The 25082-nt window shown below is 61.4% G+C and carries 27 protein-coding genes and 1 tRNA gene; 16 read left to right on the plus strand and 12 right to left on the minus strand.

Annotated elements, in window-relative coordinates; genetic code table 11:
* Positions 1-38 precede the first annotated feature (38 nt).
* The gene (locus MB02_RS08955; RefSeq protein WP_067535809.1) at positions 39-830 is read right to left on the minus strand and encodes an SDR family NAD(P)-dependent oxidoreductase; all 792 of its coding nucleotides are present in this window, start codon (positions 828-830) and stop codon (positions 39-41) included.
* 163 nt (positions 831-993) lie between these two features.
* Between MB02_RS08955 and MB02_RS08960 the strand changes: the two genes are divergently transcribed.
* Both MB02_RS08960 and MB02_RS08965 read left to right on the plus strand, forming a co-directional pair.
* Positions 994-1467: an Lrp/AsnC family transcriptional regulator gene (locus MB02_RS08960; RefSeq protein WP_067535811.1), complete on the plus strand. Its 474-nt coding sequence runs from the start codon at positions 994-996 to the stop codon at positions 1465-1467.
* Entirely contained in the window at positions 1464-1931 is a 468-nt protein-coding gene (locus MB02_RS08965) for an Lrp/AsnC family transcriptional regulator (RefSeq protein WP_067535814.1), read from the plus strand. Before MB02_RS08960 ends, MB02_RS08965 begins: the two co-directional genes overlap by 4 nt.
* Positions 1932-1945: 14 nt before the next feature.
* On the opposite strand, the gene MB02_RS08970 is transcribed toward MB02_RS08965, so the two are convergent.
* On the minus strand, positions 1946-2749 hold the full coding sequence (locus MB02_RS08970; RefSeq protein ID WP_067535817.1) for an SDR family NAD(P)-dependent oxidoreductase: 804 nt from the start codon (positions 2747-2749) through the stop codon (positions 1946-1948).
* A 447-nt stretch (positions 2750-3196) separates the two neighbouring features.
* Here MB02_RS08970 and MB02_RS08975 point away from each other — a divergent pair, with 447 nt between their 5' ends.
* Together MB02_RS08975 and MB02_RS08980 are read left to right on the plus strand one after the other, a co-directional pair.
* Positions 3197-3976 (plus strand): SDR family oxidoreductase, encoded by a 780-nt coding sequence (locus MB02_RS08975; RefSeq protein WP_067535819.1) that lies wholly within the window; start codon positions 3197-3199, stop codon positions 3974-3976.
* 23 nt (positions 3977-3999) lie between these two features.
* On the plus strand, positions 4000-5106 hold the full coding sequence (locus MB02_RS08980; protein ID WP_067535822.1) for a DUF1214 domain-containing protein: 1107 nt from the start codon (positions 4000-4002) through the stop codon (positions 5104-5106).
* A gap of 469 nt (positions 5107-5575) precedes the next feature.
* Here the strand turns inward: MB02_RS08980 and MB02_RS08985 are convergent.
* Positions 5576-5652, minus strand: a tRNA-Arg gene (locus tag MB02_RS08985).
* 216 nt (positions 5653-5868) lie between these two features.
* Here MB02_RS08985 and MB02_RS08990 point away from each other — a divergent pair.
* The 10 genes from MB02_RS08990 to MB02_RS09035 all read left to right on the plus strand — a co-directional run bounded on the left by MB02_RS08990 (position 5869) and on the right by MB02_RS09035 (position 15587).
* Positions 5869-6201 (plus strand): hypothetical protein, encoded by a 333-nt coding sequence (locus MB02_RS08990; protein ID WP_067536397.1) that lies wholly within the window; start codon positions 5869-5871, stop codon positions 6199-6201.
* An 87-nt stretch (positions 6202-6288) separates the two neighbouring features.
* Positions 6289-6792 (plus strand): MmcB family DNA repair protein, encoded by a 504-nt coding sequence (locus tag MB02_RS08995; RefSeq protein WP_067535825.1) that lies wholly within the window; start codon positions 6289-6291, stop codon positions 6790-6792.
* Between the two features lie 101 nt (positions 6793-6893).
* Complete coding sequence (locus tag MB02_RS17890; RefSeq protein ID WP_067535826.1) at positions 6894-8621, plus strand: PAS domain-containing protein; 1728 nt, start codon at positions 6894-6896, stop codon at positions 8619-8621.
* A gap of 102 nt (positions 8622-8723) precedes the next feature.
* The gene (locus tag MB02_RS09005) at positions 8724-10109 is read left to right on the plus strand and encodes a M48 family metalloprotease (protein WP_082826079.1); all 1386 of its coding nucleotides are present in this window, start codon (positions 8724-8726) and stop codon (positions 10107-10109) included.
* Positions 10102-10839 (plus strand): DsbA family protein, encoded by a 738-nt coding sequence (locus MB02_RS09010; protein ID WP_156495468.1) that lies wholly within the window; start codon positions 10102-10104, stop codon positions 10837-10839. The genes MB02_RS09005 and MB02_RS09010 overlap by 8 nt, the downstream gene beginning before the upstream one ends.
* 6 nt (positions 10840-10845) lie before the next feature.
* Entirely contained in the window at positions 10846-11832 is a 987-nt protein-coding gene (locus MB02_RS09015; RefSeq protein ID WP_067535830.1) for a M48 family metalloprotease, read from the plus strand.
* A gap of 71 nt (positions 11833-11903) precedes the next feature.
* Entirely contained in the window at positions 11904-13103 is a 1200-nt protein-coding gene (locus tag MB02_RS09020) for a sensor histidine kinase (protein ID WP_067535832.1), read from the plus strand.
* Positions 13100-13894: a LytR/AlgR family response regulator transcription factor gene (locus MB02_RS09025; protein WP_067535835.1), complete on the plus strand. Its 795-nt coding sequence runs from the start codon at positions 13100-13102 to the stop codon at positions 13892-13894. The genes MB02_RS09020 and MB02_RS09025 overlap by 4 nt, the downstream gene beginning before the upstream one ends.
* A gap of 107 nt (positions 13895-14001) precedes the next feature.
* A complete protein-coding gene (gene nadC, locus MB02_RS09030; protein WP_067535838.1) occupies positions 14002-14865 on the plus strand; it encodes a carboxylating nicotinate-nucleotide diphosphorylase in 864 nt (287 codons plus the stop codon).
* Positions 14862-15587, plus strand: a complete 726-nt coding sequence (locus MB02_RS09035; RefSeq protein ID WP_328585418.1) for a ribonuclease T2 family protein — start codon at positions 14862-14864, stop codon at positions 15585-15587. Before nadC ends, MB02_RS09035 begins: the two co-directional genes overlap by 4 nt.
* A gap of 23 nt (positions 15588-15610) precedes the next feature.
* On the opposite strand, the gene MB02_RS09040 is transcribed toward MB02_RS09035, so the two are convergent.
* Positions 15611-16066 carry a nucleoside deaminase gene (locus MB02_RS09040; protein ID WP_067535843.1) on the minus strand — a complete coding sequence of 152 codons (456 nt, stop codon included), beginning with the start codon at positions 16064-16066 and terminating at the stop codon, positions 15611-15613.
* A 127-nt stretch (positions 16067-16193) separates the two neighbouring features.
* Here MB02_RS09040 and rpmB point away from each other — a divergent pair, with 127 nt between their 5' ends.
* Positions 16194-16481, plus strand: coding sequence for a 50S ribosomal protein L28 (rpmB, locus tag MB02_RS09045; protein ID WP_067535845.1), 288 nt, complete (start codon positions 16194-16196; stop codon positions 16479-16481).
* Positions 16482-16560: 79 nt separating this feature from the next.
* On the opposite strand, the gene MB02_RS09050 is transcribed toward rpmB, so the two are convergent.
* The 4 genes from MB02_RS09050 to xseA are packed head-to-tail and all read right to left on the minus strand — an operon-like array spanning position 16561 to position 20216.
* Positions 16561-17529, minus strand: a complete 969-nt coding sequence (locus MB02_RS09050; protein ID WP_067535847.1) for an esterase-like activity of phytase family protein — start codon at positions 17527-17529, stop codon at positions 16561-16563.
* Between the two features lie 49 nt (positions 17530-17578).
* Entirely contained in the window at positions 17579-18508 is a 930-nt protein-coding gene (locus MB02_RS09055; protein WP_235829468.1) for a M23 family metallopeptidase, read from the minus strand.
* Positions 18505-18708 (minus strand): DUF2093 domain-containing protein, encoded by a 204-nt coding sequence (locus MB02_RS09060; protein WP_067535850.1) that lies wholly within the window; start codon positions 18706-18708, stop codon positions 18505-18507. The genes MB02_RS09055 and MB02_RS09060 overlap by 4 nt, the downstream gene beginning before the upstream one ends.
* A gap of 26 nt (positions 18709-18734) precedes the next feature.
* On the minus strand, positions 18735-20216 hold the full coding sequence (xseA, locus tag MB02_RS09065; protein WP_082826094.1) for an exodeoxyribonuclease VII large subunit: 1482 nt from the start codon (positions 20214-20216) through the stop codon (positions 18735-18737).
* Here xseA and purD point away from each other — a divergent pair.
* The gene (gene purD / locus MB02_RS09070) at positions 20215-21513 is read left to right on the plus strand and encodes a phosphoribosylamine--glycine ligase (protein ID WP_067535854.1); all 1299 of its coding nucleotides are present in this window, start codon (positions 20215-20217) and stop codon (positions 21511-21513) included. The genes xseA and purD overlap by 2 nt on opposite strands.
* Positions 21514-21522: 9 nt before the next feature.
* Here the strand turns inward: purD and MB02_RS09075 are convergent, their stop codons facing one another.
* From MB02_RS09075 to MB02_RS09090, 4 genes are all read right to left on the minus strand, one after another.
* On the minus strand, positions 21523-22023 hold the full coding sequence (locus tag MB02_RS09075; protein ID WP_067535855.1) for a helix-turn-helix transcriptional regulator: 501 nt from the start codon (positions 22021-22023) through the stop codon (positions 21523-21525).
* Complete coding sequence (locus MB02_RS09080) at positions 22020-22658, minus strand: cytochrome b/b6 domain-containing protein (RefSeq protein WP_067535856.1); 639 nt, start codon at positions 22656-22658, stop codon at positions 22020-22022. The genes MB02_RS09075 and MB02_RS09080 overlap by 4 nt, the downstream gene beginning before the upstream one ends.
* A gap of 124 nt (positions 22659-22782) precedes the next feature.
* Positions 22783-23793 (minus strand): LLM class flavin-dependent oxidoreductase, encoded by a 1011-nt coding sequence (locus MB02_RS09085; RefSeq protein ID WP_067535857.1) that lies wholly within the window; start codon positions 23791-23793, stop codon positions 22783-22785.
* A 152-nt stretch (positions 23794-23945) separates the two neighbouring features.
* Positions 23946-24941, minus strand: a complete 996-nt coding sequence (locus tag MB02_RS09090) for an adenosine kinase (RefSeq protein ID WP_067535860.1) — start codon at positions 24939-24941, stop codon at positions 23946-23948.
* Between the last annotated feature and the right edge of the window lie 141 nt (positions 24942-25082).

Here is a 25082-nt window from a genome sequence, read left to right on the forward strand (position 1 = left end):
GGTAACTAATAATACTTCCCGCGTGACTGCTCTTTATATCAGTCTTCTTCCGGCTCTGGTGCCCAGGCCACCCCGTTTATGTGTCCACCGCCATCCACGTAGAGCGTGTTGCCCGTCATGTACCGGCTGCCTTCGCCCGCGAGGAAAAGCAGAACCGGTGCAATATCCTCATCGACATCACCAGTCCGGCCCATCGGATTCATTGCGTCCATGCCTGCGGCCATTTCCGGATGCGCCTCCTTGAAGCGGAGGTAGGCCGCGCTCGCCGCACCGGGACACACGATATTCGCCGTAATCCCATAACGGGCCCATTCGCGCGCCGCAGTCCGCGTCAACGCCCGCAGACCTTCTTTGCCCGCGTTGAAATCAGCCGAGAACATGTGCGCATTCACGCCATTGAGAGAACACACGCTGATAATGCGTCCCCAGCCCTGCTCTTTCATATGGGGAAAGCAAGCCTGCATCGCCCAGAACCCAGCCTTCACTGACATAGTCAGTGAATGATCGAATTCCTCTTCCCGTTTCGATTCAAGCCGCCTGAGATGGCCACCGCCATAGGCATTGTTGACCAGAATATCGACGCCACCGAACTCTGTCTGCGCCGCCGCGATCGCCGCCAGCAATTCTTCACGGTTATTGACATCGGTCTTCACGAACATCGCGGACCCGCCTTCGGAACGGATTGCCTCGGCCGCCGCGGCACCCGTTTCAGGGTTGAATTCCGCGATCACAACACGCGCGCCTTCCGCAGCAAAGAGCCGCGCAGCGCCGCGCCCGATGCCTTCGCCACCGCCAGTTACAAGCGCGACACGGCCAGCAATATCAGCCATCAAACTCTCCCGTAATGTATCACCAGATCAATTTTTTTAACACATATGCGTATTTCGTATATTATTTCAATACGAATTTGGAGAAGACGTCTTACCACCGGATCATCGCTTGCATGGCAGGTAAAGGCAGGCGTATCCACCGACGGCCAAAAGGAGGGGCCGCATGGCAGCCGACGCGACAGATTACAGTTTCGACGACCTCGACATGCGGATTGTCGACATGCTCAAGGAGAATGGCCGGGCCACCAACCGGGACATTGCCAAGGCATTGAACGTGACGCGCACCACAGTCGCCACCCGCATTGCACGGATGACGGAAAGCGGCGGCCTGCGGATTGTCGCCGCTGCCGATTTCGCCTCCTACGGCTACGATGTCCTGCTGGCGATTGCCGTCTCTGTGGAAGGGCGGGAGCCCGAGGATGTGGCGGAAGATCTGGCCCGTTTGCCCGAAGTATTCGCCGTCCATCTCGTCACGGGTCCTCGCCCGCTGGAAATACTGCTGGCCGCACACGACGTGCACGAATTGTCCGGCGGCGTGATCGAAGGCATATCGAACATCGATGGCATCCGCGACATCGATGTAGGCGTGGTGACCGACATCACGAAATACCAGTTCGATGTCGGCATATCCCGGTGACCGATTTCGAGCTCGACGAACTGGATCGCCGGATTCTGGATGAACTGGGCCAGGACGCCCGACTCAGCAACCGCTCGATCGCCCAGCGACTAGGCCTTGTCGAAGGCACCATTCGCGCACGTATCCGCCGGATGCAGCAGCGGGACGTACTGCGCTTCACAGCCATCACTGACAACCGTCAGCATGGCCGCCCGCGCATGTGCTTCATCGGCATCCACACCACGACTTCCACTGTCCGCACGATCGCGCGTGCACTTGCCGCCATTCCTGAAATGCGCAGCGTGATCGTCACTCTCGGCCGCTTCAATCTTCTCGCAATCGGTCTGTTCACCGACCTCGATGCGATGATGCAGGTGATCGATCAGCAGATCACCTCGCTCGAAGGGGTGCTGAAAGTCGAAACTTCGGTTGTGATCAAATCGATCAAGTACAACGAACGCATGGCCAAACTGAGTGTGCGCTAGCGTCCACCGATCCGCTAGTGTCCCCCGTCGACGAGAATATCGATCGCGTTGACCATGCCCGCCCGCGGGTCCGCCAGGAACGCAACCGCGTGCGCAATATCCGCCGGTTGGCCCACACGGCCCACAAAATTATGGCCCATGAGTTCGTCTGACTTCGCATCGAATTCGGCGGCATTCCCGTCCCAACCTTGCTGCGAAAGCATCCAGCGAATCCATTCGTCGGTGTTGGTCGAATGCGTCAGGCCCGGGCTGACACTGTTAGCAGTGATGCCGGTACCGGCCAGCGCCTTGGCCAGGCTCCGCGTAAGCGCCCGAATCGCCGCCTTGGCCGACTGATAATCGGGGATCGTGGGCATTGGCGTATCGACGGACTGGCTGGACAACTGAATCAGTCGCCCCCAACCGCGCTCGCGCATGCCCGGAACGGCCAAGCGTATCATCCGGACCATCGAAGCCACATTGGAATTGTAGGTCGCCACCCATTCTTCCGGCGAGACATCCAGCCACTCCGATGTTCCATTGCCGGCCGATTCACCGCCTGCATTGTTCACCAGGATATCTATGCCGCCCATTGCGGCGAGCACATCCTTCCCAACAGCCTGCGCACCCTCGTTCGTCGAGAGATCGCCTGCAACGGCATGCACCGTGCCACCCGTCGCAGCAGCCACCCGGTCGCGCGCTGCGGCAAGCCGCTCCATATTTCGCCCGTGCAGGCACACTTGCGCCCCGTCTTCCGCCAGACGCAGGGCAATCCCCTCACCCAGTCCCGCGCTCGAACCCGTAACCAGCGCGGTCTTCCCGGTCAGGACCCCGCTCACGCCGCTGATCCTCCGGCAAGGACCGTATCGTCGATTGCGGCGTCTACAGCCTGCACCAAGCCTGTCTCGATCATGCTCTCTCCCTGATGGCACTATGCGATGGACGATTGCGGTCTAACTTACGCAAATACGCATCATTTTTCAGTTGGCCGAAGAGTTGCAGATCAAAACTCCGATATCAACACGCATTTTCTTGACAGAGACGCGCTGGCCTTCAAGGATACGGGAAGATCGCAGGAGCGCGACGAAATGGGAGAGGCGTAATCATGGCAGCTTTCAGTGACGGCGCAGGCGATTTTTCCATGCGCCGCCATCCCGGAAGCAGGAGCTGCAAGATATTCCACCCCCGACATCATGACGCAGCACGCGGTCGATAGGCCCGATCCTCGACCGTTTGCCGCCGGACAACCGATTTACACGAGAAACTGAGATTGAGAGGAATCCACCATGCTGCTTAAAGACAAAGTCATCGTCATCAGCGGAGTCGGCCCCGGGATGGGTCAGTCTCTTGCCCGGCTCGCCGCGCAGGAAGGCGCCAAGGTAGGCCTAGGCGCCCGCAACAAGGAATTTATTGATTCGGTCGCGGCGGATATCGTCGCCAATGGCGGGGAAGCAGTGGCGGTTCCCACCGACGTTACCAGCGTCGATCAGTGCCGCGCATTGGCAGAGGCCACTGAAAAGGCGTTCGGCAAGATTACCGGGCTGGTCAACAGCGCCTACATGCATGGCGAATGGAAGCCCACGGACGAAGCCAATCCGGACGAATTCGCTGCGGTGTTCGACGTGAACTGCGCCGGCGCGTTGCGCATGGCGCAGGCCTGCCTGCCTTCCATGAAGAGCAACGGCGAAGGCGCGATCATCAATGTTTCGACCATGTCGACCGTCAATCCCTTCCCCGGCGAAGGCGCCTATTCGGCCGGCAAGGGCGGCATGAATGCGCTGACCCGTCACATGGCCAAGGACTTCGGCCGCTTCAATATCCGCGTCAACACGACCCGCATGGGCTGGATCGGTGGCGCACCGGTCTGGGGACATGTCGACCGTGAAGTCGCCGCCGGCCGTGATCGCGACGAAGTCGTGGGCGAAATCACGCAGCGCATTCCGCTGGGCATCATCCCGCCGGAAGAAGATTGCGCACGCGCCGTCCTGTTCTTCGTTTCCGACTATTCCAAAGTCGTGACCGGCGGCTCGCTGGACGTCAACGGCGGCCAGTACATGGCGCCGTAAGGCAGCCTTCAGGAGATATACCAATGACCAAGACAGCAGCCGAAGAACGCATCGCCAAAGGCGAAAGCTGGAGCGAATTCTGCCGTCAGCTTGAAGCAGCCGGCAAGACAGTTCTCGAAGCAGACGTTGCGAATACCCCCCTCGACCAGGTCGAGGGGTACCGGTATCTCAGCCGTCTGACACGCATTGCGCTCGACATGTTCGTGGAATGCGGTGACACCGACTTTCCGAGCTTCTACGCCGCATCCCACCCGACAGCGAAGATCGGCGCGGACAATCCCGATAATATCTACATGAACGCGTCGATCAGTGGCGAGCGCAGCTACCGCCTCAAGGGGAAGCGGGGCTCCGTGCCGATCCTCAGCTTTGGCACCAAGGCCAACCGCTACGCCATTGACGGGTCGATGGCATCCACCGGCGAACTCGATTCAGCCGATATGGAGTTCGGTCCCGACGGCAGCTTCGAAATCATCGTCAGCAAGGAAAAGGCGCCGGGCAACTGGCTTCCGATCGCGGAAGATTCCTCGATGATGCTGGTGCGGCAGACTTTCCTCGACCGAGCCAACGAAGTGCCCGCTGAAGTTACGATCGAGGCAATCGACCCTCCGCGGGAGACTCCCGAACCGCTCAATGCCGAAAAGCTGGAGGAAGGCTTCAGTCGGGCCATCGCATTCGTCGATGGGACGGCCAAGACCTTCCTCAACTGGACTGACATGCTGGTGCGTGAACAGTACAACAAACTGGAAACGGTCGATCAGTCCATGTTCTTCCGCGCAGGCGGCGATCCGACGATCTTCTATCTTCACGGTTACTGGAAGCTGGAGCCGGGCGAGGCACTGGTTATCGAAACCCCTGTCCCCGAGTGTACATTCTGGAATTTCCAGGTGGACAACGTCTGGTTCGAATCGCTCGATTACCGCCATGCCAAAATTCACGTGAACGCTCATACGGGGAAGCTGAACCCGGATGGCACACTGACGCTGGTGGTTTCCGATCGCGACCCGGGCCACGCCAACTGGCTCAACACTCTCGGCCATACCCAGGGCACGATGCTGCTGCGCTGGACAGGCGCCAAGGATCACCCGGTACCGAAAGCCAGAGTCGTAAAGCTCGACGAACAGGGAATTTAAAGGAGATTCGACACACTCTGCGGAAACCGAACCTGCGGTTTCTACCCGCAAGAAAGTGTCGCACGCCAATTCAGGCTTTGATCCGGGGGGCATCAGTGTCTCCCGGGCCAAGGTACTGGCGCGATAGGCCGGATGGGCTAAGGCAGATCGCCAGAAGTACTTCATGCCCGCGTGAGGGCTATGCCTCCGCTCCGATCTCCACCGATGGATCTCGCCCGTCTTGGGCGGAGGTGAGAACGAGCACCTAAGCCGACAAAGCGCCTAGCCAGAGCGCCGCTGGTCGGATCCGCATCAGACACTGGGTTCAGAAGAACTGCAATTGGTCGAGCAGTCGAAGCTTTCCCTTCTTGAAACGCCCTTTGACGTACTCGGGTGGAAGGGAGGCACCGGCTTCAACAATAGTCCCGCAGCACGCACTCATGCGATACCCACCCGGCAATGGCGCGAATTCCTGAAATTTCACGGGAAATGGCGCACCCGACAGGATTCGAACCTGTGACCTCTGCCTTCGGAGGGCAGCGCTCTATCCAGCTGAGCTACGGGTGCGTGGTCCGGGCAGTTAGCAGCGTGTGCGCGACCTTGCCAGTGCTTTTACACCCGTAGCGCTATCGGGGTGATTTTAGCGAATTGGCAACGACGACTCGCTAACCTGATTACATGAATGCGATTGTGCCAGGCTTCCCTCCCGATCCTGCCATCCGAGGGCGGGCCCCGCTTCCATCTCTGTCTTTCGACGAGTTGAAAAACGCGGCGGTCCCGGCCATGGATGCCACATGGGCTGCGCTGCTGGACGCATCTATCGCCCTTGCGGCTCTGGCTGGCATCGAACCCGAACCGGTGCAGCCCGAAGAGCGTTATTTTCCGGCCATGATCCGGGCGATTGGCGGGTGGCGGGCCGAGATGGCGGAAAGCAACATCGCCGATCTCGCCGCGATTATGGAGCCCGGCCTTGCCGCCTTGCTCACCGCCAAGGCTCGCGGCGCTAAAACAGGGCCGGCGGCGCAGTCGCTGTGGCAGGAATTTCAGGAAGCTCGCGCGGCACTTCTGGCCCTGATTCCCAACAACGACGTTGCAGGCAAGCGTCAAAGCGCCTGAACTCATTCATTGTCCGGTTACCCGGCACGAGCAGCATCGGCCGAAGGGTGCTTGACCAAGTTCCTGATATGTTCTCTTATCGGAACAATGTCCGAATCATCCATAAAGCCCCCGACAGTGCCGCCGGAGGAGGAGCGTGAAGCCCTGTCGGTCGCCCGGGGAATCTGCCGCCTCTTCGCCCGAAACAATATCTGGTGCCTGCCGGAAATGCCCCTGCGCAACGGCAGACGGGCGGACCTGATGGGAATCGATGAAAAGGGCAGAGTGGTTATCGTCGAAATCAAGGTCACCCGGGCCGATTTGCTGGGTGACGCCAAGTGGCCCGATTATCTCGAATATTGTGATCGTTTCTACTGGGGTTTGCCGCCTCATCTGGATCGCGCCTGCCTGGACCAGCCGGAATTTCGCCCGGAAAATTGCGGCGTGATAGTCGCCGATGGCTATGACGCCGAAATACTGCGTCCGGCGCCCTCGCTCGGCCTTGCTGCCGCACGGCGGAAGGTGGAAGTCGAACGCCTGGCCCGCGCAGCTTTGCGCCGCACGATGATGGCCGCCGATCCGGGTTTTATGCTGCCTTCCGGCGGGGATTAGGTTCGTCAGCTACCGGCTGAACGTTTTGGCGCAACTTCACGATTAATTTACCATGTCGCGCCAAAGTGGCCTCCAATGTCGCTCACGGGGGCTTTACCGCGATGGATAGTTTGAGAGGAAACTTCGCCGAAGGCATCGACTTCGATACCGAAGCGCAGGAGTACGAATCGGCAGAAGACGACGCCGGCCACGAAGCGCCACCCGCCTCGATCGGGCAAGACGAGCGCCGGATGCAGGTGCGGGCCTACAACCATTGGGCCGGATTGCTCGACGACCGCAATTTTCCGGGCATCGAGGATCTCGACCCTGAAACGCTCGGCGATTTCGGTCCCTACAGCGTATTGCTGGACTTCACGTCCGGTATGGAAAACCCTGGCATCCCCTTCCTTGGCGAACAGCTGGCCCGGGAATGTGGTGCCGAGGGCGAGATTACGCAGCTCTCCGATGTTCCGGCGCGGTCGTTGTTGTCCCGCATAACCGATCATTACATGCAGATTCTGGCCAATCAGGCCCCCATTGGGTTCGAAGCCGAATTCGTCAACCAACGTGGCGTGACGATTCTCTACCGCGGCATCCTGCTGCCCTTTTCAACCGACAACGATACGATCGATTTCATTCTTGGCGTCATCAACTGGAAGGAATTGGCCGATTCGTTCACAACGGACGAGTTGCTGCTGGAAATCGATCAGGCGCTTGACGACGAACCGGAAGAGATCCTGCCTCAGGTTGCGAAAGCCCCGCTGACCGACTGGGCAGATGGCCCCGCCGCCGAAGCGATCGACAGCGAAACAGAAGCGAATGGCATTCTCGACCTCGCCAATCCCATCGACGAGGCGGAACAGGAGGGGACGGCATTGCCCGAGCCCGCTTTCGGTGCGGCCGATACCGTGGATGCCGATGACGGATTTGCCTCCCTTACCGATATGCTCGCCCCCAAAGGGCTGAGGAATGAGGAGACGGGTGGCGAGCGGTTTGCCGCTTTTGCCGATCAGGCCGTGCCCGAAGACGATGCTGCGGAGGAGGATGAGGATGGCTATTTCGGTAGCGCCTATCATCCCGATCAAAACGCCATCCTCCCTGGTGAAGGCAACGAAACTGATGCTTTTGCCTCACTGCACCGGATGCCAGCCGCGCCTCTCCCCATACTTTCAGAAGAGGATACTTTCGCGGACGGCCCCGAGGACCACTACGCCGCCATCGAATTGGCGGAACCCGACGAAGATGACATGGGTCTGGGGGATTGGCTCGCCTCCGCCCGCGCATTGGCCGAATCCGCCCGCAGCAATGAGGACCGCACACGCCAGGCACTCTACGCGGCCATAGGCCGTGCCTACGATTTCTCGCTGGCGGCAAGCGAAGCGCCAGACGAGTTTGCCGAACTGGTCGCCGAATCCGGCCTGACCATGCAGGACCGCGCGCCTATGACCCCGGTGGTCAAGCTGGTCTTCGGCGCAGACTATGACAAGACACGGCTCACCGAGTATGCGGCAGCCCTCAGCCACGGGCACCGTCTGGGCGTGGAACGCGGCAAACTGGGTGAGTTTATCATTTCCGCAAAAGGCGGGCTCAAAGGGGTCGTGGCTGCCGAGAGGCGCCTGCGCCGCGAAGAAAGCGGCAAACATACAGACCCGAAGAATGCCGCGCACGAAAAGCTGGCCAGAAAACTGCGGGCGATCGAGCCGCAGACGTTCGATGCGATCGATGCCAGCGGCAACGAGTTCGCTCTGGTCATGATCCGCCGCCTGGACACGGGTGAAGTGGCCGTCGTCGGCGAAGTGCCGGAAGACGGATCCCTGCTCGAACGCGCCGCGCGCAAGCTGGTCGATTGACTTCCGAGCCCGTCCGGGAGGGCTAGACCTATTCCATATCCCGTGTCCGGCAGGCGCATCTTCATTTCCAGTTCAGCCCGAAAGGCGCTAGCAGTGTGGGCAATGCGTTTGCCTGTTCGCCTGCTCGCTCGTTGTTTCGCGATTTTCGCCGTGCTGGCCCTGTCGGTGCAGCAGGCTGCGGCGCAGGCCATCTTGCGCGACGCCGAAACCGAAGCCCTGTTCAAGGATATCGGCGCACCGCTTGTCAAAGCGGCCGGGCTCCAACCCGGCAATGTGGACTTCGTGCTGCTGAACGATCCATCGATCAATGCGTTCGTCGCCGGCGGCCAGGCGATCTACATTCACAGCGGCCTGATAAACGCCGCGACTGACGTCAATGAAGTGCAGGGCGTGATCGCCCACGAACTGGGCCACATCACTGGCGGTCATATCATCCGCTTCGATGAAGGGGCCAAGGCAGCCACCAACGTCACCATCCTCTCTCTCCTGCTTGGCGTCGCGGCTGCCGCGGCCGGGAGCCCGGACGCGGCGATGGGCGTCCTGGCAGCCGGTCAGCAAGCAGCCATGGGCAAGTTCCTTGCCTTTACCCGGGTACAGGAATCGTCCGCTGACGCAGCTGGCGCCGAATATCTTTCGAAAGCCGGCATTTCGGGGCGCGGCTCGATCGAGTTTTTCAAGAAGTTGCAGAATCTCGAATTCCGTCATGGCTATAGCCAGAGTGACGAGGCCACTTTCGGGCGCACACACCCGCTGACCGGAGACCGGATCGCCAATTTGCGCGAAACCTACCAGAAGGATGCCGCCTGGAACAAACCCGACGATCCGAAATTGCAGGAACGGTTCCTGAGAGTTCGGGCAAAGCTGTATGGCTACCTCGCGGAGCCGGAGCAGACGCTGATTTCCTATCCTCTGACCGACAACAGCATTCCTGCCCACTATGCCCGGGCTTACGCCTATCACAAGGAAGCCTTCGTCGGGAAAGCCCTGGCGGAAACAGCCGCGCTGATCACGACCGAACCGGACAATCCTTATTTTCTGGAGCTCAAGGGCCAGATCCTGCTCGAATCCGGCCGCCCGGACGAAGCTCTTCCCGCATTGCGCCGGGCAACACAGTTGACGGGCAACAACCCGCTGATCGCAACGATCTTCGGTCACGCACTGATCGCAACCGAAGATGCCGCCAACTATCCGGAAGCGGAGCGTGTGCTCAAGGCCGCCGTCACGCGCGAACGGGAAAGTCCCTTCGCCTGGTATCAGTTGGGAGTGGTCTATGCCGCGCAGGGCGACATGCCCCGGGCACGGCTGGCCAGCGCGGAGCAGCAGGTGATGGAAGGGCAATACGCCGAAGCGTTGCACAACGCGGAAGCGGCCGCCATCGGGTTGCCCGAAGGTTCATCAGACTGGCTTCGCGCCCAGGATATCACCATGCAGGCGCGCGCGGCCCTTGAAGACAAGAAAAAGAAGGGTAAGTCCAAGCGCGATGGCTGACAAACCACCCATGGGCTTTTCCCGGATCGTCCTCTTCGCACTCTGCGCTGTCTTGCTGGGCTTCGGCGGGGGCTTCGCTGCCTCGTGGACCGGACTGACCAAGCCGGTAACGGAAGCGGTTGTGCACGATTACCTGCTGAACCACCCCGAGGTGATTCCCGAAGCCATGGACCGGCTCCAGGCTCGCGATGCGGCCAATCGGCTCAAACCGATCCGCGCCCAGGTCATGACACCCTTTCCCGGTGCCGTACTGGGCAATCCCAATGGATCGAAAGTGCTTGTCGAATTCAGCGATTTCGCCTGCACATATTGCCGCCAGAGCGTGGAGGAAGTGGATGCGCTGATTGCCTCCGATCCTCAGCTGAAAGTCGTTATCCGGGAACTGCCGATCCTGTCCGAACAAAGCGCTGCTGCCGCGCAAATGGGCCTCGCAGCGGCAGAGCAGGGCCAATATGCGGCATTTCACAAGGCGATGTACGAACTTGGCCCGCCGTCGCCGGCGAGCATAGAAGCTGCGGCCAAGAAAGCCGGGCTCGATATGGAACGCGCCCGCAAGGTTGCGGACTCCCAAGCCGTCAAGACGGAGATCGCCCGCAATCTGGCGATTGCCGATCGCCTGGGCTTCAACGGCACGCCGAGCTGGGTCGCCGGCGAGCAAGCCTTCTCCGGGGCGGTTCCCCGCAATGTCCTCGCCGACGCATTGGCGCAAGGCGCCAAGGCCCAAGAATAGGCCGCTATGGCGGGCAGGGCCCTATCGCTGCTGTTGATCGGGGCAATGAGCCTGCTCTCCCCGCCTGCTCTTGCTCAAGCCACAGCCTCGGGGTCGATCGAACGGGCGCTGGCCCAGTTACAGCATGATGACGCGCGGCTGCAGACTATCGGCTGGCGCCTGACGACTGCCAATGCCCCTTATTGCGCCAACGCACGGCCTGCAATCGGCCTGCTGTTGATGGACACACACCAGTTCAATCAGCCGGGCGCCGTGCGGGCCGCAGCGGGCCTTGGCAACGACATAGCAGTTGAAGCCGTGGCGACCGGATCGCCGTCTGCAGCAACCGAACTGCTTCCCAATCAGGAGATTCTGGCAATTGCGGGGCGAAGCACGACCTTGCCGGTCATACGCGGCGATGCCCCCTTTTCCCGGCAGGCCACCCTGCAGGAGAGGATTGACGACGCCTTGACCCGGACCGGCGGAGTGACATTGACCGTCAGGGAAAGGAACGGCGAGCTCAGGGAGGTCTCGCTCTCCGGGAAACCCGCATGCCCGGTCTCCTTCACACTCGACACCACCGGCCAGCACGCGCAGGCAGATGGCACACGCGTCGTTGTCGGCCAGGCATTCGGTGCGACAGGCAGCCCTGCTGAACAGATTGACGAAAACGAATTCGCAGCGGTCCTCGCGCATGAAATGGCGCACAACCTGCTCCAGCATCAGAGCTGGCTCGACCGCGTGGGGCATAGCCTCGCCAATGTCCGGCAGACCGAACAGGAAGCAGATCGCTTGTCGGTCTGGCTATTGGCCAACGCCGGGTATGACCCGGAAACCGCCCCCCGGTTGATGAGAGGCTGGGCCCGGCGCCGCGACCCCGGTCTTGCCAGGCTCCCGACACACGATAGCTGGGAAGAGCGTGCACGCCTGATGGAAGCGGAAATCACGCGGTTGCGGGCCACCCTGCGCGGAACGGGAAAAGCCGACTGGCGAAACGATTTTGCAAGGGAATAGCGCACAAAGGCACTGAACCGGACATGCAAAACACCTGACGCATGGCGCGAAATGAGTTAAAGGGATCGCCCATGGCCGTGCTGCCTCTTCGTCCGACACCGTTCTTCGCCAACAAGAACCGCGCCTTCTGGCAATTGCAGATCGCGGGGTGGGGCGGGGCCATGGTGCTGCGCGCGATGACCAGCGTGGCGAACGAGAAACCTTTGTCATTCCTGCTGCTCGTGCTGATCGCATCGATCACCGGGTTTTCAATCAGCCTCGTACTGTCAGTGATCTATCATCAGCTGATAAACCGGCGCCCGCTGGTGACCTGGGGCCTGACCGGAATTGCTCTGGCCGGGGCGGTCAGTGTCTCCGCTTTCATCAACGGGTGGGTCATCAGCCTCTATCAGGTCAATACGGAGGCCAGTTTTGCCCAGCTCTTCCTAGGCGTATTCTATATCGACCTGACACTGCTCGGCGCCTGGTCCGCGCTTTATTATGCGATCAACTTCTATCTGCAGATCGAAGAGCAGGCCGACCGTCTGCTGAGCCTGGAAGCGCAGGCGACCAGCGCCCAGCTGGCCATGCTCCGCTACCAGCTCAATCCCCACTTTCTGTTCAACACGCTGAATTCGATTTCGACCCTGGTGCTGTTGAAACAGACCGAGCCGGCCAATGCCATGTTAATGCGATTATCCTCATTCCTGCGTCACACGCTGGTCAACGAAGCGGGCAGCAAGGTAACGGTCGCGCAGGAAGTGGAAACTCTCAAACTCTATCTCGGCATCGAACACATGCGGTTCGAAGACCGGCTACGCGCCGAATTCCGCATTGCTCCGGAAGCGGGCGATGCCCAGCTGCCGTCGCTGCTGCTGCAGCCGCTGGTCGAAAACGCCATCAAATATGCCGTTTCCCCTCAGGAGGAAGGAGCCCGAATAACGATTACCGCGCAGCTCATCGGTCAAAGGCTTCGCATTACCGTCTCCGACACGGGGCCGGGATTGCAAAACCGCGATGTTAGGCCAACCTATCCGGGCGTCGTTACCGGTGCCGGGGAACCTGTTTCCACTGGTGTGGGTTTAGCCAATATTCGTGACCGACTGGCCCAGGCCTACGGCGACGATCATCGTTTCGAGATCCGCACACCTTCTGAAGGAGGTTTCACCGTCGTTATCGAAATTCCTTATGAACCTGCCAAGGCCCCGCATGCAGAAGAGGCGCGCCTGCCGGCAAGCTTGCCTGCGGCAACCGCCCTTCCTGAAAAACGCCCGCTCGGAACCAATGCATGACCATCCGCACCATTCTCGTCGATGACGAAAAGTTAGCAATTCAGGGCCTGCAACTGCGCCTGCAAGCCTTCCCCGATGTCGAAGTGATCGACACCTGTTCAAACGGACGAGAGGCCATCCGCAAGATCAAGACCGAGAAACCCGATCTCGTATTCCTCGACATTCAAATGCCCGGCTTTGACGGCTTTTCCGTCGTCAAGGGCGTGATGGAAATCGAACCTCCGCTGTTCGTGTTCGTCACCGCCTATGAAGAACATGCAATCCGCGCCTTCGAAGCCAACGCCGTCAATTACCTCATGAAGCCGGTCGATGAAGACAAGCTGGCCGACACGATTGAACGAGTGCGCCAGCGCATCGCTGAAAAACGTTCCGCCGAAGAGGCCGAAAAGCTCAAGAACGTGCTGTCCGAAGTCGCGCCGGACGCGGTCGAAAACATGCCTGAGCAGGAAGATGGCGCGAACCGTTATGAAAAGCTGATCAACGTGAAGGACCGGGGCCAGATCTTCCGTGTCGATGTCGATTCGATCGAGCATATCGAAGCGGCGGGCGATTACATGTGCATCTATACCGGCGACAATTCGCTGATCCTGCGGGAAACGATGAAGGATCTCGAACGCAGGCTGGACCCGCGCATGTTCCAGCGCGTGCACCGTTCCACAATCGTCAATCTCGATCAGGTCCGCCAGGTGAAGCCCCATACGAACGGGGAGTGCTTCCTCGTTCTGGAAAGCGGGGCGCAAGTGAAGGTCAGCCGCAGTTACCGTGACGTGGTGGCGCGCTTCGTGCATTGATCTTTCAGCCGCCGCAGTCCCGACTTCCCCAGACAAATTCAGGGTTGGGGCGGGAAGTGCGGCGGCCTTACTCGACAAGCCGGCCCGCTTCGGGATAGGTCGAAATCATGATCGACTTTTCCCTTCCCGGTTTCGACCTTTCCGCATTTGTCCGTGCCACGCTGGATGAAGATCTCGGCCTCGGTTTGCCCGGCGGCGGAAAGGACGTGACGGCGGAAAGCGTCATTCCGGCAACGGCTCGCTTTTCCGGAACCATGGACAGCCGCGATGCGATCGTGGCGGCGGGCCTGCCGATTGCGGCGGCCTTTTTTCGCGCGCTCGATCCGGAAATGGATATCGAGATGCTCGTGGAAGAAGGCGCGCAGGTATCCGCCGGGACCAGACTGATGCGCCTGTCCGGCAACGCCCGGGCCATGTTGACGGCCGAACGCAGTGCTCTCAATACCGTTCAACACTTGTCGGGCATTGCCACCATGACCCGCCACTACGTCGATGCCATGGGCAATTCGGGCTGTGTGTTACTCGACACGCGCAAGACCATTCCCGGCCTGCGCCACCTCGAAAAATATGCCACACGCACGGGCGGTGCCAAAAATCACCGTATGGGTCTGTGGGATGCGGCAATGATCAAGGACAACCATGTCCTGGTCGCAGGCGATGTCGGTGAAGCGGTGCGGCGCGCCCGTGCCGCTGGCGTTGCCGAAGTCATCTGCGAAGTCGACCGGATCGACCAGATCGAGCCCGCGCTGGCGGCAGGCGCAAGCCACCTGTTGCTCGATAATATGGACGTGCCGACCCTGCGCGAAGCGGTGGCGCTGGTTGCCGGCCGCGTTCCCACAGAAGCGTCCGGCGGAATCGATCTCGACACTATCGGTCCCAAGGCTGCGACTGGCGTCACATACGTTTCCGTCGGGCGATTGACCCAAAGCGCGCCTGCCGCGGATATCGGGCTGGACTTCACGCCCTTGTGAAACGGTTCGCAATGAGGCTGGCCACGACAATCCTCGCCCTGCCGGTACTGGCGGCCGCCACACCGGCGCTGGCCCAGGCCTATCAATGCCGCGTGCCGTCCACGCTGCCTGCCGTGCCGAAAATCGCGCCGGACGGACCGGTCCGACGCATCCCGGTCGAGGGATATTCGCTCTCCCTCAGCTGGTCGCCGGAATATTGCCGCGGGCGCGAAAGTCGCGCCGCCGATGCCATCCAGTGCTCCGGGCGCAATGGCCGGTTCGGTCTTGTCGTGCATGGACTGTGGCCGGAAGGCTCAAGCGGCCGCTGGCCGCAATGGTGCCCTACCCCGCGCACCCCTTCTCCGGCCTTGTTGCGCCAGCACCTTTGCCTGACGCCATCAACACGGCTGATGGCCCACGAATGGGCCAAGCATGGTGCCTGCATGGTCCGCCATCCCGAAACGTATTTCAGGATCGGCCGGATCCTGTGGGATTCGCTAAGGCTACCCGATCTTGACCGGCTTTCGCGGCAAGACGGGCTCAATGCCGGTGCCATCCGCCAGGCCTTTGTCGATGGTAATCCTGCGTGGAAGCCCGAACAGATCGGCGTAAGGCTGAACGCGCGCGGATGGCTGAAGGAAGTGCGGCTGTGCTATGGCAAGGACTTCATGCCCGCGCGCTGTACACCCGGCCAGTTCGGCGCACGCAATGCCGCGAAAGCCAAAATCTGGCGAGGGCTGTAAGCGCTGCCGACCACGCCTGCCCTTCAACGCCGCGCGTGAAAGAAATCCCGCAGCAATTCCGCAGCCTCGGCCTCACCCATGCCTGAATAGACTTCCGGCCGGTGCAGGCACTGTTTCTGTTCGAATACCCGGGCCCCATGTTCCACAGCGCCGCCTTTTGCATCCGACGCCCCGTAATAGAGACGCGCGATCCGGGCATGGGCGATCGCCCCGGCACACATCGCGCACGGTTCCAGCGTGACCCAGAGCTCACAACCGTCAAGCCGGTCATTTCCCAGAAGCTCGGCCGCACGGCGAATCGCCAGCATTTCGGCATGGGCCGTGGGATCGTGCAATGTGCGGGGCGCATTGTGAGCGCGGGCGATTACTTTCCCGTCCTTGACCACCACAGCCCCCACCGGCACTTCACCCATGTCCGCGGCAGTCCGCGCTTCCGCCAGAGCGTCGGTCATCGGTGCGGGAAGGGGCCAGCGAGTCATGAGTGAAGCGCTAAACCCGCATGGACGAACCCGCAATGCCGCCGATTTGCTTGACGATTCGCCATGCCCCCGCTATGCGCGCCGCTTTCCGGGATCTTCCCCCAGCTTTTCGAATGAGAGATTACCCATGTCGCGGATTTGCGAACTGACCGGCAAAGGCCGTCAAGTCGGCCACAACGTGAGCCACGCCAACAACAAGACGAAGCGCGTGTTCCTGCCCAACCTGCAGAACGTTACGCTGCTGTCTGAAAAGCTGGACCGGAGCTTCAAGTTCCGCGTCAGCACGCATGGTCTGCGTTCGGTCGAACATAACGGCGGCCTCGACAACTGGCTGCTCAAGACGGCCGATGCCAAGCTTTCCCCGCGCGCTCGCAAGGTGAAGCGCGAACTGGCGAAGGCACAGGCCGCGGCCTAAACGGCCGGGCCCACAGGGCCCCGTCCAGCAAAGCTTTAAAAAGGGCGTGCGGTTGGCCGCGCGCCCTTTTTACGCGCCATCAACGCACCTGTGGCTGCCAATGCAGCTTAAGCAGTATCGTTCGCTGGAAACTGGTGCGATTGTCATCGGAAATGACCCATACGGTCGCGGAACCATCGTCTGCCGGTTCCACCGCCAGCCCTTCATAATTGTCTTCCGGTAAAGGCGCAGCGAGATCGGCGATGATCTTGCCCTCCCACGTTTCGCCTTCGCGAATGTCCGCAGGATCGGCGATCAGGATCTTTGCCGAAAATCCAGGCGGAACGAATTGCATTGCCCTTACCAGCACCAGAATGCGCCCATCGGGCAATTGACCGAGATCGGTGGGGCGATAGCCGGACGGCGGCTGAAAATGGAACGTAACCGGTTTTGCGCCTTCCGCCGGGTCCGACGGGAACAGCAGAGCTGGCCCGATCCGGGCGAACCAGCCTTCGCGGGATTCGGACAGGACGAGAAAGCGCCCGTCGGCCAGGCGCAGCATGGCTTCCGGCCCGCCATTGGACGGCCAGTCCCGCATGGCGGCAGGACGTACCGTGCGCTGACGCCTGCCCCTGGTATCGGCACGGACAATCGCGTTGCTGTGCTCATAGCTCGCCCAGAGAGTACCCGTTGCCGGGTCCCGTGTCAGGGATTCGCAATCGGCCTCCCGCTTGTCCTCGTTCGGTTTCATCAGGAACCAGCCCATCCGGGGCTGCGGCTCTCCGCGTGACGGATCGGCAAAGCGCAGGTAGCGGCCCCTGTCGCTCGCCGAGAGGAGATTGCCATTTCCAAGCGAGACGAGCGCGGAATAGCCCCCGAAATCGTCCCCTTCCCCACGCAACACCCACACACCCTCCAGCGACAGGCCCGGGCCGAACGCAGGGCGGTCGGGGAGGGGTAACGCGGCGAAGGTCACACGCGGATCGCTGTCGGCGGACGGCAAGGGGCTGCGCCACCAACTCAGCGCCAGCAACACACTGCAAAACAGGACAATCGCGATACGGCGCATGAGCGCGCTCTAGGCGAAGGCAGTCAGGCGGCCAAGTATCCGATTGCTGTCACTTCATCGGGCCAGTGAACAGCAAGGGATCCAGCCGCGCATCGCGCCATTTCAGGCTCCAGTGCAGATGCGGGCCCGTGGCGCGGCCGGACGCGCCAATCTTGCCGATTACCTGCCCCTGCTTCACGCGATCCCCCTCTTTCACCAGGATCGCCGAACAATGGAGGAAAGCACTGTTCAGGCCATCCCCATGGTCAATCATCAACAAGTTGCCTTCGAGCGTAAACGGGGCATCGGCCGCCAGCACCACGACGCCGTCGGCGGGCGCAACGAACGGGGTCCCGCTGGTGCCGGTAGTGATGTCGATGCCGCCGTGATAGCTGCCCGGCTCTCCACGATAGATACGCTGCGAACCGAACCGGCCGGAAATCCGCCCGGTAACCGGCCAGATGAACGCCTGTCGCCAGCCATCGCTGTCCGCATTCACAGCCCGCGCCGCAACGATACGCGCCAGCTCAGGCCGACGAATCTTCATGAACGCTTCGGTCGGACCGCCTGGACGGCGAGCCGCATTGATATGCTCGATCTTCCACGCGCGCGGTGAAATCGCCAGCGAGTGTTCGATCCGCCGGCCATTGCCCAGCACCGCCACCAGCTTCGCGCTCGTCCCGGCATCACGATCGAAAGCGGCGAAAAACGTGCCGTCCGCCGCAACCGGCAAGTCAGCACCGTCGAGCGTGGCTTCCACTGTGCCGGCAGGAACCGTCCCGCGAATCCAGCCGCCTTGAGTCAATTCGCCGGAAAAGACGAAATCGGCCGGACCGACAGGCGCCTTGGGAACAGGCGCCGGGGTGTTGACTGTGGGAGCAGGAGCTGGATCGAGCACCGCTGTATTTCTTTCATCGGCCAGAGATGCACCGCAGCTCGCCAAAGCGAGCAAGGCAATCACACCACCTGCCGCAACGACCGGTAACGAACGGCGGATCACGCCTGACCCAGCAGACGCTTCGTCGCTGCTTCCGGCGAAGCATAAGCTTCTTGTCGCTGCGCACTCCAATACCGCAGTTCATCCAGCGGAATCGGCTCTCCCGTGACCGCGCAGAGGACGTGATTGCCGGCTTTCAAAACCCGAAATTCATTGGGGCCGTAAAGCAGTTTGGCCACGGCATCGTTGGAGGACATCAGCATTCTCCTGCCCTACCAAAGCCCACCCATCAAAGCAATTTGGGCTGTTCACCGGATTCGGCAGGCCGAGCCTTGGAGCGGGCGGGCGACGGGCGAGACGCAGCCCCGCTCGCAGGAATGACATCAAGCCGGCCATCCTCGAACTCCAGCACCAGGGAAGGCTTCCCTGTCGCTGTTTCCCGGTCCTTGACCACCGCGCCCTGAGGATCGGTGACCAGCACGTAACCCCGCCGCAAGGGCGCCCTGGGATCGAGTTGCAGCCGCAACCGCTCCAGACTCGCCAAACGGTCGCTTTGCGTCGCAACACGCTGCGTCAACAGCGCAGGCACCAGCCGTGCCGCCGACAGCCGATCACGCGCCCGGTCGACACGCGCCAGCAGGAGCGGTGCGGAAAGACGTGCGGCATGGGCCTGCAATCGCTCCCGTTCACCGGTCGCGCGATCAGCCAGCCCCCGACGCAGACGGTCGGACAGATCGTCGAGCTTCTGCGCCTGCGGGGCGAGCAAGGCCTCTGGCTTGGGCAACCGTTGTGCACGCGCATCCAACCGTTCGCGGCCCAGCCCGACAGGGCGCAGAATGGCGCGCTTCTTCCGCAATGCCAGTTCATCGAGAAACGCAGCAAGTTCTGCCCGCACCGGTACCGCCATCTCCGCTGCGGCAGTCGGTGTGGGTGCACGCCGATCCGCCGCGTAGTCCGCCAGCGTGGTGTCCGTCTCGTGCCCGACCGCAGAGATCACCGGGATGGTGCAATCGGCAATGGCGCGGACAACAACTTCTTCGTTGAAGCTCCACAAGTCCTCAATCGAACCGCCGCCGCGCGCGACAATCACCAGATCGGGGCGTGCAACGGAGCCATTCCCGTCGAGATCGGAAAAGCCCCGTATCGCCGCAGCCACCTGTTCCGCAGATCCCTGCCCCTGCACCAGAACCGGCCAGACTATGACATGGCTGGGGAATCGGTCCGCGAGGCGATGGAGGATGTCCCGAATCACGGCGCCGGTTGGCGAAGTGACAACCCCGATCGTACGCGGGAGATACGGCAGGGGCCGCTTGCGTTGCGGGGCAAACAGTCCTTCCGCCTCAAGCCGGGCCTTGGTCTTTTCCAACAGCGCCAGCAGCGCCCCTTCGCCCGCGATCTCCATTCGCTCGATCACGATCTGATAGGTGGAACGACCGGGATAGGTCGTCAGCTTGCCCGTGGCGATCACTTCCAGCCCGTCTTCCGGCATGAACGGCAGGCGTTGAGCGCTGCCACGCCACATCACCCCGTCGAGCCGGGCTTTTTCATCCTTGAGACTGCAATAGAGGTGACCTGAAGCCGCACGCTTCACACCAGACAATTCCCCGCGCAGGCGCACGAATCCGAAGCGTTCCTCCACCGTGCGTTTGAGCATGGAGGAGATCTCGCTGATCGAAAGCGGTTCGTTATGGCCAAGCCGGGCGTTGTCCCCAACGCTCCCGTTCGCTACCAGCCCGGCAGATACGGCATTTTCATCGAAGGGATCGGGCATGAACATCCTCTTGGCAGGGTCGGGCGGACGCGAACATGCGCTGGCTTGGAAGCTGGCGCAATCCCGCCTTGTGACACAGGCAGGCGAAACGCTCTACGCCACTCCGGGAAATCCGGGGATTGCGCAACATGCCGAACTGGTTTCGCTGGACTTGACTGACCACGCAGCAGTTGCTGCATTTTGCGAAGATAAACGCATTGGCCTGGTCGTTATCGGGCCGGAAGCTCCGCTGGTCGATGGGCTGGCCGATTCACTGCGCGCTGGCGGCGTTCCGGTGTTCGGACCGTCAAAGGCCGCAGCGCAACTGGAAGGCAGCAAGGGTTTCACCAAGGACTTGTGCGAACGCACCGGCATCCCGACCGCAGGTTATGTCCGCACCACATCGCTGGATCAGGCCAGGGCCGCACTGGACGGTTTCACCGCCCCCTATGTGCTCAAGGCGGACGGTCTCGCGGCAGGCAAGGGCGTGGTCATCGCGGAAGATCGGACGGAAGCGGAAACCGCTCTGACCGATATGTTCGGCGGTGCCTTCGGCGAAGCCGGTGCCGAAGTGGTGATCGAGGAATTCATGACCGGCGAAGAGGCCAGCTTCTTCGCCTTGACCGACGGGGCAACGATCGTTCCGTTCGGCAGTGCCCAGGATCACAAGCGGGTCGGGGAAGGCGATACCGGGCCCAACACCGGCGGCATGGGCGCATACAGCCCCGCTCCCGTTCTGACGCCCTTACTCGAAGGCGAAGTGATCGAACGGATCATCGCCCCCACTGTGCGAGCGATGGCCAATGAAGGCACACCGTATTCGGGCGTTCTTTATGCCGGACTGATGCTGACCGCGCAGGGACCGAAGCTGATCGAATACAACTGCCGGTTCGGGGATCCCGAATGTCAGGTCCTTATGATGCGGCTCGAAGACGATCTGGGCGAATTGTTGCTCGCTTGCGCGGAAAATCGCCTTGCCGCCTGTTCCGCCCCTCGCTTTTCCGCCGACACGGCGCTGACAGTGGTGGTGGCCGCAGCGGGCTATCCCGGCACCCCCAAAAAGGGCGGCACCATCGCTGGGATCGGCAAGGCCGAGGCGACCGGAGCCAAAGTCTTTCACGCCGGGACAGCTCTCAGCCCGGATGGCGTTCTGCAATCAAGCGGCGGACGCGTGTTGAACGTGACGGCACGCGGGGCCGACGTCACCGAAGCGCAAGCCGCAGCTTATAAGGCCGTCGATGCTCTCGATTTCCCGGACGGCTTCTGTCGGCGTGACATCGGCTGGCGCGAAGTGGCGCGCGAACAGGACGCAGGTTAGCGGTTCCGCTCAGCCGAGCAGGTCTTCGAAGAACAGGCTGACCAGGCCCGCCTGCCCGGTGACGCCGGCCTTCGCGTAAATCCGGCTGAGCTGTGCCCGCACAGTTCCGGCAGCAGCCCCTCTCAGCCGCGCGATTTCGGCCACGTCACATCCTTTCAGCGCGAACAAGGCCACATCCGATTCCGCATCGGTCAGACCCCATTCCGAAAAACGATGCCCGATGTGTTCCGCCAGCGCGCCCGAAGCGATTGCGAGAGCTTCATCACGGCGCTGTGCCAGCCGAAGCATGATCCGCACCTGCCAGACGCCTAGTGCCACCCCGGCGAAAAGCGCAAAGGCGATCAGCCCTTCGATCACGATATGCGTGGACAGCCCGTCGGCCGCGACATCGCCGATTGCATCGGCAACGAAAAAGGTCGCGGCAATGGCCTGCACCACGGCGATGGCCGCGACCAGCGTCACTTGCCGGTCACGGCCTTTCATCCGATTGGAGGTGACGTTCCCGTTCATCGACTCCGGCGGTTACCCCAAGGCAGCATGGCAGTCACGATCTGCCTGCCGCTGCGGCGCGTCTCGAAGACCACACCCATCAGGTGCAACGCGATCAGAACGTAAAGCAGATTCACGCCGATCTCATGGATTTCCTCCATCATCTCTTCGCCGGCACCACCCTCTTCCTCGCGTTCATCCTCATCTTCGTCATCGCTGGTCGCAGGACTGGCAACAGCATGTTCTTCGGCCTCCTCATGACTGGCTGCGAAGGGATCGGACGGCGGCGCACCCGCCATCGCGATGCCGCTCGCAATGATCGCGGCAAGGCACGCCCAGATCGCGTAGACCATCAGCGCACCCAGCGGATTGTGCGACCGATGGTGCGTCACTTGGCCCTGGCCGATTTCCCGAATGTGGCCGATTGCACGGAAAGGACTGGGCGGGAAGGCGGTGAAGCGCGCTTCGTGCGGGCCGACAATGCCCCACAACAGTCGCAAGCCGAGCAGGGCGGCAAGGCCATAGCCGACCCGGACGTGCCAGCCGCTTCCTTCCTCGGTGACAATGGCATTGAGAATTATGGCGACAACGATGCCCCAGTGGGTCAATTTTACGATCGGGTCCCAGCGGCGTGGTGCGGATAGTTCAGCGGTCATCGGGCAATCCTCGGCATGGAAACATGCGAGGACATTGGTAATCCGCACCCGGCCTGGCGATTGCACCTGCGCTTATCGCCGCAGGAATAAGCGGCTGCTTATGCCATGACCTGCCCGCATACTCTCATTCGGTGTGCCGCCAGTTGGGTTTGATGCCCTGCGGCACGTGCGGATGAACATACTGTTCGTAGAGACGCAGCATTTTCCAGCCTTCTTCCGGCGCAATTCCCGCGAAGAAGGGGGAAAGGTAGAGTGAGCTGTTGTCGCCCAGCCCTTTCACCAGTTCCACTGCCTCATCCGGTGTCAGCACCTGATATTCCCCGCTTTCACGGATCGTCTCGTCGGAGATGTTCGTGCTGTAAGGACTGACCGTCGCCTGCTCCGCCTCGGCAGTGAACTGCGCGTAGGAATGCATGACATGCTTGATATGAGGCAGCAGCCATTCCCAATCGCGGTCCGGGTCTTCCGATATCCAGAGGAAGCCGGGCCCCTGCTCGGGATAATTGCCAGGATCAGGGTTCCCTGCCTTGCGGCATTCCTCGCGATAGGTTTCCCACGGATCGGGGCCGAACAACGGCACCAGCAAACCGTCCGCCACGTGGGCTGCGGCGCGGGCAACCTTGGGTGCGATACCCCCCAACATGACAGGCACCCGCTTTTCCGGAAGCGGTGAGATCAGGGCTGGACGGCCTTCATATTCGAACGGCTCCCCGCTCCATGCGCGCCGGAGCACCTTTGCTACTTCGCAGGTGTGATCAAACCGGTCTTCCGCCCGGCGGCCATACATCGCAAATTCCTTCGGACGATATCCGAAACCCAGCCCCAGCTCGAAACGCCCCCCACTGACGATTTGCAGCACTGCGACATCTTCCGCCAGGCGGACAGGATCGTAACAAGACGCCAGCAGCACTGCCGAACGCAGAGTGATGCGTTTCGTGCGCCCTGCGACTGCCGCGGCCATGACAAGCGGAGAGGGGTTGTATCCGTCATCGGATTGGTGGTGTTCACCAAACCCGATTACGTCGATCCCCAGATCGTCCGCCCAGCCCGCCATATCCAGTGCGGTTGAAAAGAGCTGCGACCGTGGCGTGCCGAAATCCGGCGCGCGCATGTCGTAAACCAGCACCACCTCCATGTCGCTTTCCTCACCCTTGATTTTCGATTTCCAACGGCAAGGCTACACTGCCCGCCTATGGCAAGCGAACATGTTTGCCCCGCTCGCCGCTGTTTGCGGCAGGATGGGTGAGAACCGGCAAATGCTGCACCTCGAAAGTGCGGTAAACGATTCTAATCGAATCGTTTTTGCACCAACGCCTTCAGGTCTTCTTCCGGCCGCGCGCCGTAGTGCGAAATGATTTCCGCCGCAGCGACCGCCCCCATGGCGAGACAGTCCTTGAGGTTTGCCCCGCGCACATGCCCGGCCAGAAATCCAGCCGCGAAGAGGTCGCCTGCCCCCGTCGTATCGACGACTTCCCCGACCGGTTCTGCTGCGACATCCACCCGCTCTCCGCCGCTGACTGCAACAGCGCCGTGTTCGCTGCGCGTGACGACCAGCACCGGCACCTTGGGTGCGAGCTGGGCCAGTCCGGTGTCGAAATCCTCTTCCCCGGTCAGGGCCGCCAGTTCCATCTTGTTGGCAAACAGGATGTCGATGTCCCCCGCCGCGATCAATGCCCGGAAATCGTCGCCATGCCGCTCGATCACAAAAGCATCCGACAATGTAAAAGCCACCTTGCGACCAGCGGCCTTGGCTGCCGCAATCGCCTTCTTCATGGCTGCACGCGGCTCTTCCGGGTCCCACAAATAACCTTCGAGGAACAGCACCGACGCGCTGGCAATCAGTTCTTCGTCCAGCGCATCGGCTGGCAGGAATTGCGACGCGCCGAGGAAGGTGTTCATCGTCCGCTGCCCATCGGGCGTGACGAAGATCAGGCAGCGGGCTGTCGAAGGCGCACCTGTGCGGGGCAGAGTGTCGAAGTCGATGCCGACCGCGTGAATATCGTGCGCGAACACTTCGCCAAGCTGGTCGTCGGCAACCTGGCCGATGAATGCGCATTGCAGGCCCAACGCGGAAAGTCCCGCCAGAGTATTGGCCGCCGACCCGCCTGAAATTTCCCGCGCGGGCCCCATCGCATCGTAAAGCTCGTGCGCCCGCTCCATGTCCACCAGCATCATGCCACCGCGTGACAGGCCCAGTTCCTCGATCAATTCGTCTTCACAGGGGGACATCACATCGACAATGGCATTGCCGATAGCCAGAACATCGTATCGGGGAGCGGACATAGAAATTCCTGTCTGAAACCGTAATATGATCGGCGCTTAGCTGCTCAAGCATCAGAGGCCAAGAACGACAATAGCCCGTTCACCACCGGGACACGTTGACTTGGGCCAAAGCCCGCATCACACCGACCCCGTATGCTGAAA

The organism is Croceicoccus estronivorus, from assembly GCF_001625325.1.
In the GTDB taxonomy this organism is placed as follows: domain Bacteria; phylum Pseudomonadota; class Alphaproteobacteria; order Sphingomonadales; family Sphingomonadaceae; genus Caenibius; species Caenibius estronivorus.